The organism is Devosia alba (genome assembly GCF_039938915.1).
Taxonomy (GTDB): domain Bacteria; phylum Pseudomonadota; class Alphaproteobacteria; order Rhizobiales; family Devosiaceae; genus Devosia; species Devosia alba.
The window spans coordinates 368,741-384,198 of record NZ_JBDUUI010000001.1 but is presented as its reverse complement, the minus strand read 5'-3'; the positions used below and the strand labels follow the sequence as shown (position 1 = coordinate 384,198).

The 15,458-nt window shown below is 60.9% G+C and carries 22 protein-coding genes; 18 read left to right on the top strand and 4 right to left on the bottom strand.

From position 1 onward, the window contains the following. The first annotated feature begins 59 nt into the window (after nucleotides 1-59). The 16 genes from rplN to rplQ all read left to right on the top strand — a co-directional run bounded on the left by rplN (nucleotide 60) and on the right by rplQ (nucleotide 8,895). Complete coding sequence (gene rplN / locus ABFY71_RS01820; RefSeq protein ID WP_035102635.1) at nucleotides 60-428, top strand: 50S ribosomal protein L14; 369 nt, start codon at nucleotides 60-62, stop codon at nucleotides 426-428. Continuing rightward, a complete protein-coding gene (rplX, locus tag ABFY71_RS01815; protein WP_305579692.1) occupies nucleotides 428-739 on the top strand; it encodes a 50S ribosomal protein L24 in 312 nt (103 codons plus the stop codon). The genes rplN and rplX overlap by 1 nt, the downstream gene beginning before the upstream one ends. Continuing rightward, entirely contained in the window at nucleotides 732-1,289 is a 558-nt protein-coding gene (rplE, locus tag ABFY71_RS01810; RefSeq protein ID WP_305579691.1) for a 50S ribosomal protein L5, read from the top strand. Before rplX ends, rplE begins: the two co-directional genes overlap by 8 nt. Nucleotides 1,290-1,319: 30 nt before the next feature. After that, nucleotides 1,320-1,625 carry a 30S ribosomal protein S14 gene (rpsN, locus tag ABFY71_RS01805; RefSeq protein ID WP_305579690.1) on the top strand — a complete coding sequence of 102 codons (306 nt, stop codon included), beginning with the start codon at nucleotides 1,320-1,322 and terminating at the stop codon, nucleotides 1,623-1,625. 12 nt (nucleotides 1,626-1,637) lie between these two features. Beyond that, nucleotides 1,638-2,036: a 30S ribosomal protein S8 gene (gene rpsH, locus ABFY71_RS01800; protein WP_193335642.1), complete on the top strand. Its 399-nt coding sequence runs from the start codon at nucleotides 1,638-1,640 to the stop codon at nucleotides 2,034-2,036. A 39-nt stretch (nucleotides 2,037-2,075) separates the two neighbouring features. After that, nucleotides 2,076-2,609, top strand: coding sequence for a 50S ribosomal protein L6 (rplF, locus tag ABFY71_RS01795; RefSeq protein WP_305579689.1), 534 nt, complete (start codon nucleotides 2,076-2,078; stop codon nucleotides 2,607-2,609). Nucleotides 2,610-2,621: 12 nt separating this feature from the next. Continuing rightward, nucleotides 2,622-2,984 carry a 50S ribosomal protein L18 gene (rplR, locus tag ABFY71_RS01790; protein ID WP_305579688.1) on the top strand — a complete coding sequence of 121 codons (363 nt, stop codon included), beginning with the start codon at nucleotides 2,622-2,624 and terminating at the stop codon, nucleotides 2,982-2,984. A 22-nt stretch (nucleotides 2,985-3,006) separates the two neighbouring features. Continuing rightward, nucleotides 3,007-3,537 (top strand): 30S ribosomal protein S5, encoded by a 531-nt coding sequence (gene rpsE / locus ABFY71_RS01785; RefSeq protein WP_193335645.1) that lies wholly within the window; start codon nucleotides 3,007-3,009, stop codon nucleotides 3,535-3,537. Nucleotides 3,538-3,549: 12 nt separating this feature from the next. Then, on the top strand, nucleotides 3,550-3,738 hold the full coding sequence (gene rpmD, locus ABFY71_RS01780; RefSeq protein ID WP_193335646.1) for a 50S ribosomal protein L30: 189 nt from the start codon (nucleotides 3,550-3,552) through the stop codon (nucleotides 3,736-3,738). Between the two features lie 17 nt (nucleotides 3,739-3,755). Further along, complete coding sequence (gene rplO, locus ABFY71_RS01775) at nucleotides 3,756-4,256, top strand: 50S ribosomal protein L15 (RefSeq protein WP_305579687.1); 501 nt, start codon at nucleotides 3,756-3,758, stop codon at nucleotides 4,254-4,256. A 132-nt stretch (nucleotides 4,257-4,388) separates the two neighbouring features. Continuing rightward, the gene (secY, locus tag ABFY71_RS01770; RefSeq protein WP_347944412.1) at nucleotides 4,389-5,726 is read left to right on the top strand and encodes a preprotein translocase subunit SecY; all 1,338 of its coding nucleotides are present in this window, start codon (nucleotides 4,389-4,391) and stop codon (nucleotides 5,724-5,726) included. Next, a complete protein-coding gene (locus tag ABFY71_RS01765; protein WP_347944411.1) occupies nucleotides 5,723-6,292 on the top strand; it encodes an adenylate kinase in 570 nt (189 codons plus the stop codon). The genes secY and ABFY71_RS01765 overlap by 4 nt, the downstream gene beginning before the upstream one ends. A 176-nt stretch (nucleotides 6,293-6,468) precedes the next feature. After that, nucleotides 6,469-6,837 (top strand): 30S ribosomal protein S13, encoded by a 369-nt coding sequence (gene rpsM / locus ABFY71_RS01760; protein ID WP_305579684.1) that lies wholly within the window; start codon nucleotides 6,469-6,471, stop codon nucleotides 6,835-6,837. 84 nt (nucleotides 6,838-6,921) lie between these two features. Then, entirely contained in the window at nucleotides 6,922-7,314 is a 393-nt protein-coding gene (rpsK, locus tag ABFY71_RS01755) for a 30S ribosomal protein S11 (RefSeq protein ID WP_212657704.1), read from the top strand. 115 nt (nucleotides 7,315-7,429) lie between these two features. Next, a complete protein-coding gene (locus ABFY71_RS01750) occupies nucleotides 7,430-8,437 on the top strand; it encodes a DNA-directed RNA polymerase subunit alpha (RefSeq protein WP_305579704.1) in 1,008 nt (335 codons plus the stop codon). A gap of 32 nt (nucleotides 8,438-8,469) precedes the next feature. Next, nucleotides 8,470-8,895 (top strand): 50S ribosomal protein L17, encoded by a 426-nt coding sequence (gene rplQ, locus ABFY71_RS01745; RefSeq protein ID WP_305579683.1) that lies wholly within the window; start codon nucleotides 8,470-8,472, stop codon nucleotides 8,893-8,895. A gap of 59 nt (nucleotides 8,896-8,954) precedes the next feature. On the opposite strand, the gene ABFY71_RS01740 is transcribed toward rplQ, so the two are convergent. Together ABFY71_RS01740 and ABFY71_RS01735 are read right to left on the bottom strand one after the other, a co-directional pair. Beyond that, nucleotides 8,955-9,494: a P-loop NTPase family protein gene (locus ABFY71_RS01740; RefSeq protein ID WP_347944410.1), complete on the bottom strand. Its 540-nt coding sequence runs from the start codon at nucleotides 9,492-9,494 to the stop codon at nucleotides 8,955-8,957. A 77-nt stretch (nucleotides 9,495-9,571) separates the two neighbouring features. Continuing rightward, nucleotides 9,572-10,753: a type III PLP-dependent enzyme domain-containing protein gene (locus ABFY71_RS01735; protein WP_347944409.1), complete on the bottom strand. Its 1,182-nt coding sequence runs from the start codon at nucleotides 10,751-10,753 to the stop codon at nucleotides 9,572-9,574. 325 nt (nucleotides 10,754-11,078) lie between these two features. Between ABFY71_RS01735 and ABFY71_RS01730 the strand changes: the two genes are divergently transcribed. Beyond that, nucleotides 11,079-12,434 carry a Do family serine endopeptidase gene (locus ABFY71_RS01730; RefSeq protein ID WP_431021495.1) on the top strand — a complete coding sequence of 452 codons (1,356 nt, stop codon included), beginning with the start codon at nucleotides 11,079-11,081 and terminating at the stop codon, nucleotides 12,432-12,434. Nucleotides 12,435-12,480: 46 nt separating this feature from the next. Here the strand turns inward: ABFY71_RS01730 and ABFY71_RS01725 are convergent, their stop codons facing one another. Next, nucleotides 12,481-12,864 (bottom strand): VOC family protein, encoded by a 384-nt coding sequence (locus ABFY71_RS01725; protein WP_347944407.1) that lies wholly within the window; start codon nucleotides 12,862-12,864, stop codon nucleotides 12,481-12,483. A gap of 120 nt (nucleotides 12,865-12,984) precedes the next feature. Between ABFY71_RS01725 and ABFY71_RS01720 the strand changes: the two genes are divergently transcribed. Next, complete coding sequence (locus tag ABFY71_RS01720; RefSeq protein ID WP_347944406.1) at nucleotides 12,985-14,310, top strand: replication-associated recombination protein A; 1,326 nt, start codon at nucleotides 12,985-12,987, stop codon at nucleotides 14,308-14,310. Nucleotides 14,311-14,316: 6 nt separating this feature from the next. Here ABFY71_RS01720 and ABFY71_RS01715 read toward each other — a convergent pair whose 3' ends face one another. Continuing rightward, on the bottom strand, nucleotides 14,317-15,444 hold the full coding sequence (locus ABFY71_RS01715) for a patatin-like phospholipase family protein (RefSeq protein ID WP_347944405.1): 1,128 nt from the start codon (nucleotides 15,442-15,444) through the stop codon (nucleotides 14,317-14,319). Between the last annotated feature and the right edge of the window lie 14 nt (nucleotides 15,445-15,458).

Genomic DNA, 15,458 nt, shown 5'->3' with positions numbered 1-15,458 from the left:
AGATTTCAAGGTCGACGAGCCGGGGACGGCGGGTCGATTTAACAAGAAGGCATCCAGTCATGATTCAGATGCAATCAAATCTCGACGTCGCGGATAATTCCGGCGCTCGTCGCGTCATGTGCATCAAGGTGCTGGGCGGCTCGCATCGCAAATACGCCTCGGTCGGCGACATTATTGTCGTTTCGGTCAAAGACGCTATTCCGCGCGGCCGCGTAAAAAAGGGTCAGGTCATGAAGGCCGTGGTGGTTCGCACCGCGTTCGACATTCGCCGCCCTGATGGCACGGTGATCCGTTTCGACAAGAACGCCGCGGTTCTGATCAATAATCAGAAAGAGCCGATCGGCACCCGTATCTTCGGACCAGTTCCGCGCGAGCTTCGCGCCAAGAACCACATGAAGATCATTTCGCTCGCACCCGAGGTGCTGTAATGGCTGCCAAGATCAAGAAGGGCGATAAGGTCGTCGTCCTGACTGGCAAGGACAAAGGCAAATCTGGCCAGGTCCTGTCGGTTATCCCGACCGAAACGAAGGCGCTGGTGCAGGGTATCAACCTTGTTCGTCGCCACACCAAGCAGACCGCGTCGACCGATGCCGGCATCTTCACCAAGGAAGCGCCAATTCATCTGTCGAACCTCGCGATCGCCGACAAGGATGGCAAGCCCAGCCGCGTCGGTTTTCAGATCAAGGACGGCGTGAAGACACGCGTCGCAAAGTCGACCGGAGATTCGATCGATGGCTGAGACCGCTTACAAGCCGCGTCTTCGGACCGAATACGACACCACCATCAAGGCTGCACTGCTTGAGCAGTTTGGCTACAAGAACGCGATGCAGCTGCCCCGCCTGGACAAGATTGTCCTGAACATCGGCGTCGGCGAAGCTGTCAACGACACCAAGAAGGTGAAGTCGGCTGCTGCCGAGATGGAAAAGATCGCCGGCCAGAAGCCAGTGATCACCTATGCTCGCAAGTCGATCGCCGGCTTCAAGGTGCGTGAAGACATGCCGATTGGCGTGAAGGTCACCCTGCGCAAGACTCGCATGTATGAGTTTCTTGACCGCCTGGTGAACATCGCACTGCCGCGTGTTCGCGATTTCCGCGGGCTCAACCCCAATTCGTTTGATGGCCATGGCAACTACGCCCTGGGCATCAAGGAGCACATCATTTTCCCCGAAATCAACTACGATCAGATCGATCAGGTTTGGGGTATGGACATCGTGATCGCCACGACGGCCAAGACTGATGATGAAGCGCGTGCGCTGCTCAAGGCATTCAACTTCCCCTTCCGTACGTAAGCGGATAGGGAAGGGAAAAAGGACCAGGACATGGCAAAGACCAGCTCCACAGTTAAGAACGACAAGCGTCGCGCTCTCGTTAAGCAGTATGCCGCCAAGCGCGCTGCTCTGAAGCTAGCGACCAAGGATCAGTCGATCCCACCCGATGAGCGTTTCGCAGCGCAGCTCAAGCTTGCTGAACTGCCACGCAACTCGGCGAAGGTTCGTGTACGCAACCGTTGCGAAGTCTCGGGTCGTCCCCGTGGCTTCTATCGCAAGCTGAAGTTGAGCCGTATTGCTCTGCGTCAGCTGGGCAACCTGGGCATGATCCCGGGCCTCGTGAAGTCGAGCTGGTAAGGAGAACCGAAGATGAGCTTTTCCGATCCAATCGGCGACATGCTGACCCGCATCCGCAACGCCCAGATGCGTCGCAAGAATTCCGTTTCGACACCGGCCTCGACCCTTCGCGGTCGCGTGCTGGATGTGCTCCAGTCCGAGGGTTTCATCCGCGGCTATTCGGAGACCAAGTTCGAGAACGGTGCAGCCGAATACGAAATCGAGCTGAAATACTCGGATAACGAATCCGTTATCCGCACGATTGAACGCGTTTCGCGTCCTGGCCGTCGGGTGTATGCCTCGGTCAAGAATATTCCTCAGGTTGCCAATGGCCTGGGTGTTTCGATCCTCTCCACCCCCAAGGGTGTGATGGCCGATCACGAAGCCAAGGCAGCCAATGTTGGTGGCGAGGTACTCTGCCGCGTCTTCTAGGAGACGTGGTAAGACGATTACTCAAAGGTAGAAGTTAGAATGTCACGTACTGGCAAACAACCGGTTGCACCGGTAAGCGGCGTTACGGTTACGATCGATGGTCGTAATGTAAGCGTCAAGGGCCCGAAGGGCGAGATGAGCATTGTGCTCATGGATGTCGTGAATGCCGAGAATGGCGCCGATGGCGTCGTTGTTACGCCGGCCAACGACACGCGCTTTGCGCGCGCCGCCTGGGGCACCACCCGTGCACTGATCCAGAACATGGTCACCGGTGTTTCTGCGGGCTTCGAAAAGAAGCTGGCGATCCAGGGCGTTGGTTATCGCGCTTCCATGCAGGGCAAGGATGTCAAGCTGTTGCTTGGTTTCAGCCATGAAGTGGTCTACGAGACCCCCAAGGGAATCACGATCGCTGTCCCCGCGCCGACGGAAATCGTCATCAGTGGAATTGACAAGCAGGCCGTGGGTCAGGTTGCGGCCGAGATCCGCGCATGGCGCAAGCCAGAGCCCTACAAGGGCAAGGGCGTTCGCTATGCTGGCGAGTACGTCTTCCGCAAAGAAGGCAAGAAGAAGTAAGGAGCGCCTGCAATGGCTATCAGTGCAAAAGGTGCGGAACGCCGCAAGGCTCGTGTCCGCAAGGCGCTCAAGGCTCGTGCCTTCGGTCGTCCCCGTCTCAGCGTTTTCCGCTCGGACAAGAATATCTACGCTCAGATCATCGACGACACGACAGGCCGTACACTGGCCGCCGCGTCGACGCTCGACAAGGACGTCAAGTCCACTGTCAAGAACGGTGCTACTGCCGCCGCCGCTGCAACGATCGGCAAGCTGATCGCCGAGCGCGGTACCAAGGCTGGCATTGGTGAAGTGATCTTTGATCGTGGTGCATACATCTATCATGGCCGTGTGAAGGCCCTTGCAGACGCTGCCCGTGAGGGCGGCCTGCAGTTCTAGAACACGGCGAGGAAAGAGAATTATGAGAGACGTTCAAGAACGCGACAGCGAATTCGTCGATCGCCTGGTCCACATCAACCGTGTGGCTAAAGTGGTCAAGGGCGGCCGTCGTTTCGGTTTCGCAGCGCTCGTGGTGGTCGGTGACCAGAAGGGCCGCGTTGGCTTTGGTCACGGCAAGGCCCGCGAAGTGCCAGAAGCCATCCGCAAGGCAACCGAAGCCGCCAAGCGCACCATGATCCGCGTGCCGCTGCGCGATGCGCGTACGCTGCACCACGACGTGCAGGGTCGCCACGGCGCCGGCAAGGTCATTCTGCGTGCGGCCGAGCCAGGTACCGGCATCATTGCCGGTGGTCCGATGCGCGCTGTGTTCGAAACGCTTGGCATCAACGATATCGTTGCCAAGTCGCAGGGCACTGCCAATCCGTACAACATGGTGCGGGCTACCTTTGATGCGCTCAAGCGCGTCGACAGCCCACGCTCGGTTGCTTCCCGCCGTGGCCTCAAGGTTTCGGAACTGCAGGCTCGCCGCGGCGAGACCGCGGTCGAAGCTTGATAGGAGAGTATCATGGCTGAGAAGAAAACCCTTATCGTCAAGCAGATCGGTTCCCCGATCCGTCGTGACAAAGTGCAGCGTGCGACCCTGATCGGTCTCGGGCTCAACAAGATGAACAAGCAGCGCGAGCTGCTCGACACGCCTGAAGTGCGCGGCATGATCAACAAGCTGCCGCACCTCGTACGCGTCGTCGGCGAGTAAGAGAGAAGGTCTGACTGATGACCCGTTTGAACGAACTTCGCGACAATGCAGGGGCCAACAAGGTCCGGATGCGCATTGGTCGCGGCATCGGCTCCGGCAAGGGCAAGACCGGCGGTCGTGGCGGCAAGGGCCAGACGGCGCGCTCCGGCGTGGCGATCAATGGCTTTGAAGGCGGTCAGATGCCGCTTCACATGCGTATGCCAAAGCGTGGCTTCAACGCTTTCAATCCCAAGGATTGGAATGAAGTGCGCATTGACCGCGTGCAGGCCTATATCGATTCCGGCAAGCTTGATGCCAAGGCCGTGATCGACGCTGATGCGTTGATCGCTGCGCGGGTGATCCGTCGCGCCAAGGACGGCGTCCGTCTCATCGGTTCGGCTGGCCTGACTGCCAAGAAGGTTACCTTCAAGGTGAATTACGCGACCAAGGGCGCGCTGGCTGCTGTTGAAGCTGCTGGTGGCAAGGTCGACGTGATCGAGGCTAAGGCGCCTTGGAAGAAGACGCCATACGCCGGCTAATTTTCGGCATGGCGCACCCGGCCGGGTGGTCGGGTGCGCCTTTTTTTGGTTTGTTGCGCTCCGGACGGGCCAGTGGTCGCAGTCCTGAAGCGTTCCGAGCGCACCTGGCCTTGAAGCCATAGGGAGCGATACATGGCGTCCGCAGCCGAACAGCTGGCACGTAATCTCAGTTTTTCGACCTTTTCCAAGGCGAAAGCCCTGCAGCAGCGCATCTGGTTCACACTGGGCGCGCTGCTTGTCTATCGACTGGGCACATTTATTCCGGTTCCGGGCATCGATCCCGACGCATTTGCCGCGTCCTTTGCGCAGTCGTCGCAGGGCATCCTGGGCATGTTCAACATGTTCGCTGGCGGTGCCGTCGAGCGGATGGCGATCTTTGCGCTGAACCTGATCCCCTATATTACCGCATCGATCGTGGTGCAGGTGATGACAACGGCCTCGCCGCGCCTGGAAGCTCTCAAGAAAGAGGGTGAATCTGGTCGTCGCAAGATGAACCAGTACACGCGCTATCTGACCGTGCTGTTCTGTGCGGTGCAGGCCTATGGCGTTGCCGTCGGCCTCGAGGCCAGCCAGGGCGTTGTGCTCAATCCGGGTTGGTTCTTCCGCATCTCGACAGTGATCACCCTGGTGGGTGGCACGATGTTCCTGATGTGGGTGGGTGAACAGATCACCTCGCGTGGCGTCGGCAATGGTATTTCGCTGATCATCTTTGCCGGCATCGTCGCCAATCTGCCCTCGACAGTGGTGCAGACCCTGGAGCTGAGCCGGACCGGTGCATTGCCGCCGCTGGCCGCCTTTGGCGTTCTGGTGCTGGCCCTGGTTGTGATTGCTGCCATCGTGTTCTTTGAACGCGCCCAGCGTCGCCTGTTGATCCAGTATCCCAAGCGCCAGGTCGGCAACAAGATGTTCCAGGGGGACACCTCGCATCTGCCGCTCAAGCTGAACACGGCGGGTGTTATCCCGGTGATCTTTGGCTCCTCGCTGCTGCTGTTGCCGGCAACCATCGCGTCGTTCGCGGCGCAGGGTGATGCCCCGCAATGGTTGCAGGTGGTCACGGCGCTGTTGGGCCGTGGACAGCCGCTCTATCTGGCGCTGTTCGCCTTCTTCATCATCTTCTTTGCCTTTTTCTATACCGCCATTGTGTTTAATCCGACGGAGACGGCGGACAATCTCAAGCGCTCCGGCGGCTTCATTCCGGGCATGCGCCCGGGTGAGCGGACGGCCCAGCACATCGACTATGTGTTGACCCGCATTACGGTGGTGGGGGCGCTCTACCTGACGGTGGTGGCCCTGATCCCGGAAGTGCTGTTCAGTCAGCTCGCGGTCAGCCAGTTCATCGGCGGTACATCGCTGCTGATCATGGTGACGGTGACCCTTGATACAGTCAGCCAGGTCCAGAGCCATCTGGTTGCCCAGCAATATGAGGGGCTGGTCAAAAAGTCCCGTCTTGGAGGAGGCAAGCGTCGATGAGACTGATACTGCTCGGACCACCCGGAGCGGGGAAGGGGACTCAGGCCAAGATCCTGGTCGAGGCCTACAATATCCCCCAGCTGTCCACTGGTGACATCCTGCGCTCGGCGATTGCGGCCAAGACCCCGCTGGGGCTCGAGGCCAAGGTAATAATGGATCGTGGTGATCTGGTCAGTGATGCCGTTGTCAACGGCATCGTCTCGGAGCGTCTGGACGCAGCCGATTGCAAAGCCGGTTTCATTCTTGATGGCTTCCCGCGCACCATTGCGCAGGCCGAAGCGCTGGACACCATGCTGATCTACAAGGGCATCAAGCTTGATGCCGTGGTCGAGATCAAAGCCGATGCAGACGAGTTGGTACGCCGTGTTATACAGCGCGCCACGGAGTCGGGCGGTGCCCGGGCCGACGACACCGAGGAAGTGCTGCGCAAGCGCCTCGACGTCTACCAGGAGCAGACGGCACCGCTGGTGGCCTACTATACCGGGAAGGGCCTGCTGCAGGCCGTTGACGGTATGGCACCGGTTGATCAGGTGACGGCAGCCATCAAGGCTGCGATAGCTCACTAAAGTTTGGGCTTGACTTGGCGGTTGACTCCGCGGAATCGAGCCCTTAAAGAACCGCTTCAGTCTCATGGATTATTGGGCTGGATTCGGTTCTCCAGAATGTTGGGGGTCGAATTCCGGTCCCTTGTTGTTTAATGGCGCCAGCCGTGACGGTTCGCGCTGAATGAAGGAGAGCAGACGTGGCTCGTATTGCTGGCGTCAATATCCCGACGAACAAGCGCGTTGTCATCGCGTTGCAGTATATCCATGGGATCGGCGATAAGTTCGCCCTGGATATTTGCACCAAGGTTGGCATTCCCGTTGAGCGTCGTGTGAACGAACTTACCGACGCGGAAGTCATCCAGATCCGCGAAGCAATCGACCGCGACTATGTCGTGGAAGGTGATCTTCGCCGTAACGTTGCCATGAACATCAAGCGTTTGATGGACCTGGGCAACTATCGTGGCCTGCGTCATCGTCGTGGTCTGCCCGTTCGCGGTCAGCGCACCCACACCAATGCCCGCACCCGCAAGGGTCCGGCCAAGGCGATCGCCGGCAAGAAGAAGTAAGAACCCGGTTTCCCGGGTTCTTCGATGTAGCTGCCGGGGCAAGCTAAGGCTAACGGCAGCGCTGATATCGAATAGAGGAACTAGATGGCTAAGTCTGAGACAACGCGCGTCAAGCGCAAGGAACGCAAGAATATCACTTCGGGCGTTGCCCATGTGAACGCTTCCTTCAACAACACCATGATCACCATTGCCGACATGCAGGGTAACACGATTTCGTGGTCCTCTTCAGGCGTGATGGGTTTCAAGGGGAGCCGCAAGTCGACCCCTTATGCAGCCCAGGTTGCTGCTGAAGATGCGGCCAAGAAGGCCCAGGAACACGGCATGAAGACCCTTGAGGTCGAAGTGCGCGGTCCCGGTTCGGGCCGTGAATCGGCGCTTCGTGCGCTGCAGGCTGCAGGCTTCAATGTCACTTCGATCCGTGACGTTACGTCGATCCCGCACAATGGCTGCCGCCCGCGCAAGCGGCGCCGCGTCTAATTTAGACCGTTTAGAGAGCTCCCGGCCGCAAATTGCCGGGAGTCTTATTGCGTTTGCGGCGGAGCGGCTCGGGCTGGAGCCGCGATTTTGAAAGGACATAACCGTGACGATCCAGATGAACTGGCAAGAACTGATCAAGCCGACCAAGCTGGAGATTGTTTCGGGCAGCGACAACGCGCGCGTGGCCTCGGTAGTTGCCGAGCCGCTTGAGCGCGGTTACGGGCTTACCCTTGGTAATGCCCTGCGTCGTGTGCTGCTGTCGTCGCTTCAGGGCGCGGCAGTCACAGCAATCCAGATTGACGGCATCCTGCATGAATTCTCCTCGCTTCCAGGCGTGCGTGAAGACATTACCGACCTTGTGCTGAACGTGAAGGAAATCGCGTTCAACATGGGTGGTGAAGGGCCCAAGCGCCTTGCACTGTCCAGGCAGGGTCCGGGAGCCGTTACGGCTGGTGACATCAAGGTCACCGGTGACATCGAAGTGCTTAACCCTGAGTTGGTGATCTGCCATCTCGATGATGGCGCCGAGATAAATATCGAGTTCACCGTCGACACCGGCAAGGGTTACGTTGCCGCTGACAAGAACCGTCCCGAAGATGCACCGATCGGCTTTATTCCGGTCGACTCGCTGTTTTCGCCGGTTCGTCGCGTGAGCTACAAGGTCGATGCTACCCGTGCCGGTGAAAGCCTGGACAAGGACAAGCTGACCCTGCAGATCGAAACCAATGGCGCCGTGTCGCCGGAAGATGCCCTGGCTTATGCCGCGCGCATTCTCCAGGACCAGCTGTCGGTGTTCGTGAACTTTGAAGAGCCCAGCAAGGAAAAGGCTCAGGATTCGGTTCCTGAACTCGCCTTCAACCCGGCGCTGCTCAAGAAGGTTGACGAGCTTGAGCTGTCGGTTCGTTCGGCCAATTGCCTCAAGAACGACAACATTGTTTACATCGGCGATCTGATCCAGAAGACAGAAGCCGAGATGCTGCGGACGCCAAACTTCGGCCGCAAGTCGCTCAATGAAATCAAGGAAGTCCTGGCACAGATGGGGCTTCATCTCGGAATGGATGTTGCCAACTGGCCACCCGAGAATATCGATGACCTCGCCAAGCGCTATGAAGATCACTATTGATCCCGCGCTGCCAAGCACTTTAGGAGACCACCATGCGCCACGGTAATTCAGGTCGCAAACTCAACCGGACTGCCAGCCACCGCAAGGCAATGTTCGCCAACATGTCGGCCGCGCTGATCAAGCACGAGCAGATTGTCACCACGCTTCCCAAGGCCAAGGAACTGCGCCCGATCGTCGAGAAGTTGATCACCCTGGGCAAGCGCGGCGATCTGCACGCTCGCCGTCAGGCGATCGCTCAGATGCGCGATGAGGGCCAGGTTGCCAAGCTCTTCGCCGTGCTTGGCCCGCGCTACAAGGAACGCCAGGGCGGCTATATCCGCATCATGAAGGCTGGTTTCCGTTTTGGCGACAACGCCCCACTGGCCGTGATCGAGTTTGTCGATCGCGACGTCAATGCCAAGGGCCTCGATAGCGGTCCCGTACAGGCCCGCGAGGACGACGAGTACGAAGCAGCGTAAGCTTCAATCTCTCGCAGAATTTGCAGGACGGTCGCGGCTCACGCCGCGGCCGTCTTGTTTTAGCGACGCAAGTCCCACGTCCGATAGAGCGTCTTGAGCTCCACCATCGAGCGGCAGGAGACGCTTGGCAGCTGGGCCTGTGCCACCATCGCCCGATAGCGTGCCCCGTTATGCCGGGAGCCGAATGCCACCCAGTGAATCATCGACCATTTGATGCTGTCCCGCTGCCCCTCCAGGGCACCGGGTCGACGGCGTTCGAACAGCGTCCGGCGGAAATAGCGCATGAGGCGGAGCCAATGATTCTCGTCGAGCACGATGGCGCCGGTGGCGCGGGCCAGGCGTTCGGAGGTCAGCGCGCTGTAGTTGCCATCCATCACCCAGGCTGGACCGTCGATGGCCGCTCGCTGCAGCTCATGGAACTCGTCCTTGGGCCGCGGTACCCAGTCGGTGTTGGGGGTGTGGTGTAGCTGGTCCAGATGCACTGTCGGTATGGCGAGCTTGCCTGCCAACGCCTCGGCGAGCGTTGATTTGCCTGAATTGGACGGACCGAAGATGACGATACGATTGCCCAGCGCGGTGAGCGGCGGAATGTCCATCATTGTCACGCGCCTCCTGTAGTGGACAAAAAAGCCACCCCGCGTGCGGGGTGGCTGATTTCGAAGCGCTGTTGCGCAGCTTATTCCGGCTGCTGGTCCTTGCCGGTATAGATCTCATCGACCCAGAACTGATCGCGGCGATCAAAGCCGTTGAACGGGGTGAGCGAGGCCTGGGTGTAGGCCCCCATCAGGCCGAACTCGATCCAGTCGTCCTCGTCGATGTCGGCGGGCAGGGTGAAGACCTGGGGCAGCACGTCATAGCTGTCGCAGGTCGGGCCCCAGATGGTGAAATCGGAGAATACCTGGTCATTGTCATGCACGCGGGCGCCGCGCCAGACGCGGACCGGCGGGGTGAAGTGCATGAATTTGACTTCCATCAGGCTGCCATAGGCGCCGTCATTGACATAGACCGACTGGCCGCCGCGCTGGTGCTTGACGCGCAGCAGCAGGGAGGTGGACGAGGTCACCAGCGCGCGGCCGGGCTCGATGATCAACTCGGGCTTGCGCTTTTCGCCGAAGTGATCGTTGACTGCGGTGCTGATGGTCTCGAAGTAGTAGTCCATCGGCGGGGCTTCGCTGGTCGGGTAGGGCGCCGGATAGCCGCCGCCGATATTGAGGCGCTTCAGTTCAATGCCCGACTCCTCGACAATGCGGGCGGCCGCAGCAATGTGGCGCTCATAGGCATAGGCGTCTTCGCACTGGCTGCCGACATGGAAGCACAGGCTGGGCGTATAGCCCATCTGCTCGACCATGGTGACGATCTCGGCGGCGCCCTGTTCCATGACGCCGAACTTGATGCCAAAATCGTAGGATTTCAGCGCCTTGCCGGCCTTGAACCGGGTGGTCACTTCCACATCGCGCGATGGCGAAACCACAGCGGCGAGCTGATCAAGCTGCTGGGGATGGTCGATGGTGAAGGAGCGGATGCCGAACTCTTCATAGGCGCGGGCGATCTCGCGCTTGTTCTTGATCGGGTTGTTGTAATGCATCACCGCGCCGGGGGCGTGCTCGCGCACCAGTTCCATCTCGGTGTTGGAGGCGACGTCGAACGCCTTGAGACCTTCACGATGCAGTTGGGCGATGATGTGCGGCGATGGGTTGCACTTGACCGCGTAGGTCAGTAGTCCATCAAAGCCCTTCTTGAAGACCTTGGTGGCCTTGTGCAGCTCACGTTCGGAGAACAGGAAAGCCGGAAAATCGGGCGCTTCGGCCGCGATCAGCGCGGAAGTGTTCGGGTAAACGTGGTTCGGCTCGGTGGTCATGGACGACTGGCCTTTCGGGGCTGGGGGGATGCTGGAAAACGAGCGCTGCATATAGGGCCGCGTGCCCCCTCACGCAATCAGTTATTTGGCCGGAAAATGCGTCACTGGCGTGACGTCATTTTCATGCCTGATTCCGGGCGTTTGCCTCTCTGGGGCGCCCGTGAACGCGGGAGTTTGCATACTATGGCTGGAGGTTGGCTTGATGTCGATGCGTAGACTGATACTGGCTGGCGGGGCACTGGCAGTGCTCGCGGTCGGGGGCACGCTGGCTTTTTCGCCCTGGAATGGGCCCAGCATTGCCCAGGGCCGGCTGGCCCAGCTCGAAATGGCGCCGCAGGTTCCGACGACCCGAGCAGTTCCGGGCAGCGATGGCGCGATCAGGCTGAGCTTTGCGCCGGTGGTCAAGGCAGTCACGCCGTCGGTGGTCAACGTCTATGCCACGCGCATCGAGCAGCAGGCGGTGTCGCCCTTTGCCAGTGATCCGTTCTTCTCGCGCTTTTTTGGCGAGGGCCAGTTTCAAAGCCGGCCGCGCGAGTCCAGGTCGCTCGGCTCGGGGGTCATTGTCGAGGCCGGTGGGGTGATCCTGACCAATCGCCACGTCATCGAAGGGGCGACCGATGTGCGCATTGCGCTCTCGGATGGCCGCGAATTTGCCGTCGATGTGGTGATCGAGGATGCGCAGACCGATCTGGCCGTGCTGCGCGTGCGCGAGCCGGGCGATGCGGTGTTTGCGGCCATCACCTTTGCCAATTCCGACAGTCTGGAAGTCGGCGATCTGGTGCTGGCCATCGGCAATCCGTTTGGCGTCGGCCAGACGGTGACCAGTGGCATTGTCTCGGCCCTGGCCCGAACCGGCGTCGAGCGCTCGGACTATGAGTTCTTCATCCAGACCGATGCCGCGATCAACCCGGGCAATTCGGGCGGTGCCCTGGTCGACATGGACGGCCATCTGGTGGGCATCAATACCGCGATATATTCGCAGAGCGGCGGCTCGGTGGGGATCGGATTTGCCATTCCCGCCAATATGGCCAGGCTGGTGGCCGAAGCCGGGGTCAATGGCGGGCAGATCGTGCGTCCCTGGTTCGGCGCCAAGCTGCAGGCAGTCAATGCCGATATTGCCGCCAGCCTGGGCATGGCGGCGCCGCATGGGGCGCTGATCACCGAGGTGGCGCCCGGTGGTCCGGCCGCGCGTGCCGGCTTTGCCTCGGGCGATGTGATCCTGTCGGTCGACGGCATGGCCGTGGATGACCCGAGTGCCTTCAACTTCCGGCTGGCCACCCGGCCGATCGGGCAAACCACCAAATTGGCGCGCCTGCGCGGCGGGACGACCAGCACGGTGGATTTTACCATTCAGGCAGCGCCCATCCCCGATGAGGCCATGATTGCCCAGATCAGTGGCCAATCGCGCTTTGCCGGCGCCAGCGTGCGCCAGCTTGATCCGGCCCTGGCCGAGCTCAAAGGGCTGCCCTACGACGCCAAGGGAGTGATGGTCACCGCCATTGCCGAGGGATCGCCTGCCGAGGCCATGGGGCTGCGGGTCGACGATATCATCCTCGCGCTCAATGACATGCCCATGGAAACCGCACGGGCCTTTGCCGAGATTGCCTCGCAGCGGGTGCGGACCTGGCAGATCATCCTGCAGCGCGACGGGCGCGTCACCCGCAGTATCGTCAGCGGTTAGCGACCGACTGCGGCCCGACGCCAATGGCGCCGGGCCCGGTCAGCGATCAGGCCGGCGCGTGGCAGACGGCCTCGATATTGTTGCCGTCCAAGTCTCGCACGAAAGCGCCGTAATAGCTGGCATGGAAGTGCGGGCGCAGGCCGGGGGCGCCATTATCGGTGCCGCCAGCGGCCAGGGCCGCAGCATGGAAGGCATCGACCTCGGCGCGGCTCCGCGCCGCAAAGGCAAAATGGGCGGGTGGCTGCTGGGCGCCAGCTTCGGTCAGCCAGAAGGCCGGATTGTCGCGACCAAAGCCGCCAACCTTGACCCCGCCGGTGTGCTCGAGAGGCACTTGCGTCATGAATGTTGCCCCCAGAGGGGCCAGAGCCTGTTCATAGAAGGCTTTCGCCTGGTCAAAATCGCTTACGCTGATACCGGAATGGTCTATCATGGTTGTCCCCGTGCAATAGATGGCACCTCTGCGATAGCGCTTGCTACTGTCAGGGCGCGTCAGCAATAGCGCCACGCGCGTCGCGCTGTTCGTGCGACAGGAATGAAATGATGATCCGGCATGTCTGACCTTTTTGCAGCAGATCCTGACAGCGTCGTGGAAAACGACACCGCCCGCCCGCTGGCCGACCAGTTGCGGCCGCGCACGCTTGATCAGGTGATCGGCCAGTCCCATCTGCTGGGGCCGCAAGGCACGCTGCGGCGGATGATTGCCTCGGGCCGGCTCGGGTCGCTCATCCTGTGGGGACCTCCGGGCACCGGCAAGACCACCGTGGCGCGGCTGCTGGCCGATCAGATCGGCTATCGTTTCGAGCAGATTTCAGCCGTATTCTCCGGCGTAGCCGATCTCAAGAAGGTATTCGAGAAGGCGCGCTTTGAGCGGCTCAGCGGCCACAAGACCCTGTTGTTCGTCGACGAAATCCACCGTTTCAACCGGGCCCAGCAGGATGGCTTCTTGCCGGTGATGGAAGACGGCACGGTGGTGCTGGTCGGGGCGACCACGGAAAATCCGTCCTTTGAACTGAACGCGGCTTTGCTGTCGCGCAGCCAGGTGTTGCGCTTTGAATCGCTGTCGGTCGAGGATCTCGAAAATCTGGTGGGCCGCGCCGAGGCGCTGACGGGGGCGACGCTGCCGCTGGAGCCCGAGGCGCGTCAGACCCTGCTCACACTGGCGGACGGGGACGGGCGGGCCTTGCTGGGGCTTGTGGAGGAGGTTCTGGCCTCTACCCGGCAGGGCGAGATGCTTGACGCGGCCGGCTTGCTCACTGTGGTGCAGCGCCGGGCGCCGATTTACGACAAGGCCGCCGATGGCCACTACAATCTGATTTCGGCGCTGCACAAGACCATTCGCGGTTCGGACCCCGATGCGGCGCTGTACTATTTTGCGCGCATGCTCGATGCGGGCGAGGATCCGTTGTTTCTGGCGCGGCGCCTGATCCGCATGGCGGTCGAGGATATCGGCCTGGCCGACCCCCAAGCCTTGCCACAGGCGGTTGCCGCGCGCGATGCGTTCCAGATGCTGGGCTCGCCCGAGGGCGAACTGGCGCTGGCGCAGACCGTGGTCTATCTGGCGCTGGCGCCCAAATCGAACGCTGTCTATACCGCGTTCAAGGCGGCCAGCAGCGTGGCCAAGTCCACCGGCTCACCCATGCCCCCCATGGTCATTCTCAATGCCCCCACCAAGCTGATGAAGGGCTCGGGCTATGGCGAAGGCTATGTCTATGACCACGACACGCCAGAGGGCTTTTCCGGGCAACAATATTTCCCCGAGACCATTGGCCGGCAGACATTCTATCAACCGGTCGAGCGTGGTGCCGAGCGCGACTACCGCAAGCGGCTCGACTATTTCGAGCGGCTGCGGGCCGCCAAGGCCGAAAAGGACACCTAGCGTCTGCTAGCGCGACTGCCACTGCCCGGCGCGGCCGGCCTGGTGGCCATATTGATAGAGCGCGCTCAGCCATTGCGGGTTGCCGAAGACGCTGCTGCTTTCCGGAAAATCTGCCGGTATCGCGGTCAGGCGGAATGCCAGCCCTGCTTTGCGCGCCGCATTGTCCAGTTGTTCGAGATTGCTGCGGCCCAGATATTTGAGCAGGGTCGGCACGGCGCGCTCCAGCAGTGAGAGGCTGGAAATCTTCACCGTGGCAGGGCTGGCCGCCACCACGCCATTGAAGATCACATAGAGCTTCTGCACGCCGCGGCGGTTTCTGACGAAGGCCTCGTAGCCGCCGGGCATCAGCAAGACCTGTTCGGTGACCCCGCCATCGACATGCAGTTCCTCAAAGGCCATGCCCTGGGCGGAGACGTCGAGCAATACCGGGGGAAAGATGCCTGGAACAGCGGTCGAGGCCAGAATGATCTGGTGCACGAGTTCGAGCTTGTGTGGCAAATTGCTGATGGCGATGGCGCCGATGTCCCAGATCATGGGGCGCTGGGCGTTCAGATTGGTGGTGCCGACATAGAGGCGGCGCCCCTTTTTGTGGGCCGCGCCGATAGCATCGAGCGCCGGCTGGTCCACGAGGGTGCGAATGGCGCTCAGCACCGGCGCATTGCTCATCACCGAGGGCGCGCCGAACAGGGCGCCAATGAAGTTGGCGCCGGCAGAACTGTCCTTCTGGGTCAGATTGGAAAACACCAGGCGCAGGCGCTCATCATAGTGCGGGCCGAGAAAGACCATCGGGGCCATCATGGCGCCGACACTGATGCCGGTGACCACTTCGAATTCGGGGCGATTGCCTTTTTCGGACCAGCCGACGAGAAAGCCGGCGCCATAGGCCCCATTGATGCCGCCGCCTGAGAGTGTCAGATAGTCGACAGCGCCGTCGGGGCCGGGGGCGATCCGGGCGTGTATTTTGGCAAATTCGTAGTCGTCACCCCAATAGCGCAGGCGTTGGTCGGCAAGAATGGTGGCTTCGGCGACCAGTTGGGGCGGAATTTGCTGCTGTGACTGCAAGGTCGCACAGGCAGAAATGGCCAGTAGTGCTGCACTGGCGAGGATGGATCGCATGGCGGTGTTGAAAGTCATGGGCACGGGCCTCC

Excerpts from the sequence above, each read along its gene's own strand:
- rplN (WP_035102635.1), top strand. The coding sequence starts at position 60 with ATGATTCAGATGCAATCAAATCTCGACGTCGCGGATAATTCCGGCGCT.
- rplX (WP_305579692.1), top strand. The coding sequence starts at position 428 with ATGGCTGCCAAGATCAAGAAGGGCGATAAGGTCGTCGTCCTGACTGGC.
- rplE (WP_305579691.1), top strand. The coding sequence starts at position 732 with ATGGCTGAGACCGCTTACAAGCCGCGTCTTCGGACCGAATACGACACC.
- rpsN (WP_305579690.1), top strand. The coding sequence starts at position 1,320 with ATGGCAAAGACCAGCTCCACAGTTAAGAACGACAAGCGTCGCGCTCTC.
- rpsH (WP_193335642.1), top strand. The coding sequence starts at position 1,638 with ATGAGCTTTTCCGATCCAATCGGCGACATGCTGACCCGCATCCGCAAC.
- rplF (WP_305579689.1), top strand. The coding sequence starts at position 2,076 with ATGTCACGTACTGGCAAACAACCGGTTGCACCGGTAAGCGGCGTTACG.
- rplR (WP_305579688.1), top strand. The coding sequence starts at position 2,622 with ATGGCTATCAGTGCAAAAGGTGCGGAACGCCGCAAGGCTCGTGTCCGC.
- rpsE (WP_193335645.1), top strand. The coding sequence starts at position 3,007 with ATGAGAGACGTTCAAGAACGCGACAGCGAATTCGTCGATCGCCTGGTC.
- rpmD (WP_193335646.1), top strand. The coding sequence starts at position 3,550 with ATGGCTGAGAAGAAAACCCTTATCGTCAAGCAGATCGGTTCCCCGATC.
- rplO (WP_305579687.1), top strand. The coding sequence starts at position 3,756 with ATGACCCGTTTGAACGAACTTCGCGACAATGCAGGGGCCAACAAGGTC.
- secY (WP_347944412.1), top strand. The coding sequence starts at position 4,389 with ATGGCGTCCGCAGCCGAACAGCTGGCACGTAATCTCAGTTTTTCGACC.
- ABFY71_RS01765 (WP_347944411.1), top strand. The coding sequence starts at position 5,723 with ATGAGACTGATACTGCTCGGACCACCCGGAGCGGGGAAGGGGACTCAG.
- rpsK (WP_212657704.1), top strand. The coding sequence starts at position 6,922 with ATGGCTAAGTCTGAGACAACGCGCGTCAAGCGCAAGGAACGCAAGAAT.
- ABFY71_RS01750 (WP_305579704.1), top strand. The coding sequence starts at position 7,430 with ATGAACTGGCAAGAACTGATCAAGCCGACCAAGCTGGAGATTGTTTCG.
- rplQ (WP_305579683.1), top strand. The coding sequence starts at position 8,470 with ATGCGCCACGGTAATTCAGGTCGCAAACTCAACCGGACTGCCAGCCAC.
- ABFY71_RS01740 (WP_347944410.1), bottom strand. The coding sequence starts at position 9,494 with ATGATGGACATTCCGCCGCTCACCGCGCTGGGCAATCGTATCGTCATC.
- ABFY71_RS01735 (WP_347944409.1), bottom strand. The coding sequence starts at position 10,753 with ATGACCACCGAGCCGAACCACGTTTACCCGAACACTTCCGCGCTGATC.
- ABFY71_RS01730 (WP_431021495.1), top strand. The coding sequence starts at position 11,079 with ATGGCGCCGCAGGTTCCGACGACCCGAGCAGTTCCGGGCAGCGATGGC.
- ABFY71_RS01725 (WP_347944407.1), bottom strand. The coding sequence starts at position 12,864 with ATGATAGACCATTCCGGTATCAGCGTAAGCGATTTTGACCAGGCGAAA.
- ABFY71_RS01720 (WP_347944406.1), top strand. The coding sequence starts at position 12,985 with ATGTCTGACCTTTTTGCAGCAGATCCTGACAGCGTCGTGGAAAACGAC.
- ABFY71_RS01715 (WP_347944405.1), bottom strand. The coding sequence starts at position 15,444 with ATGACTTTCAACACCGCCATGCGATCCATCCTCGCCAGTGCAGCACTA.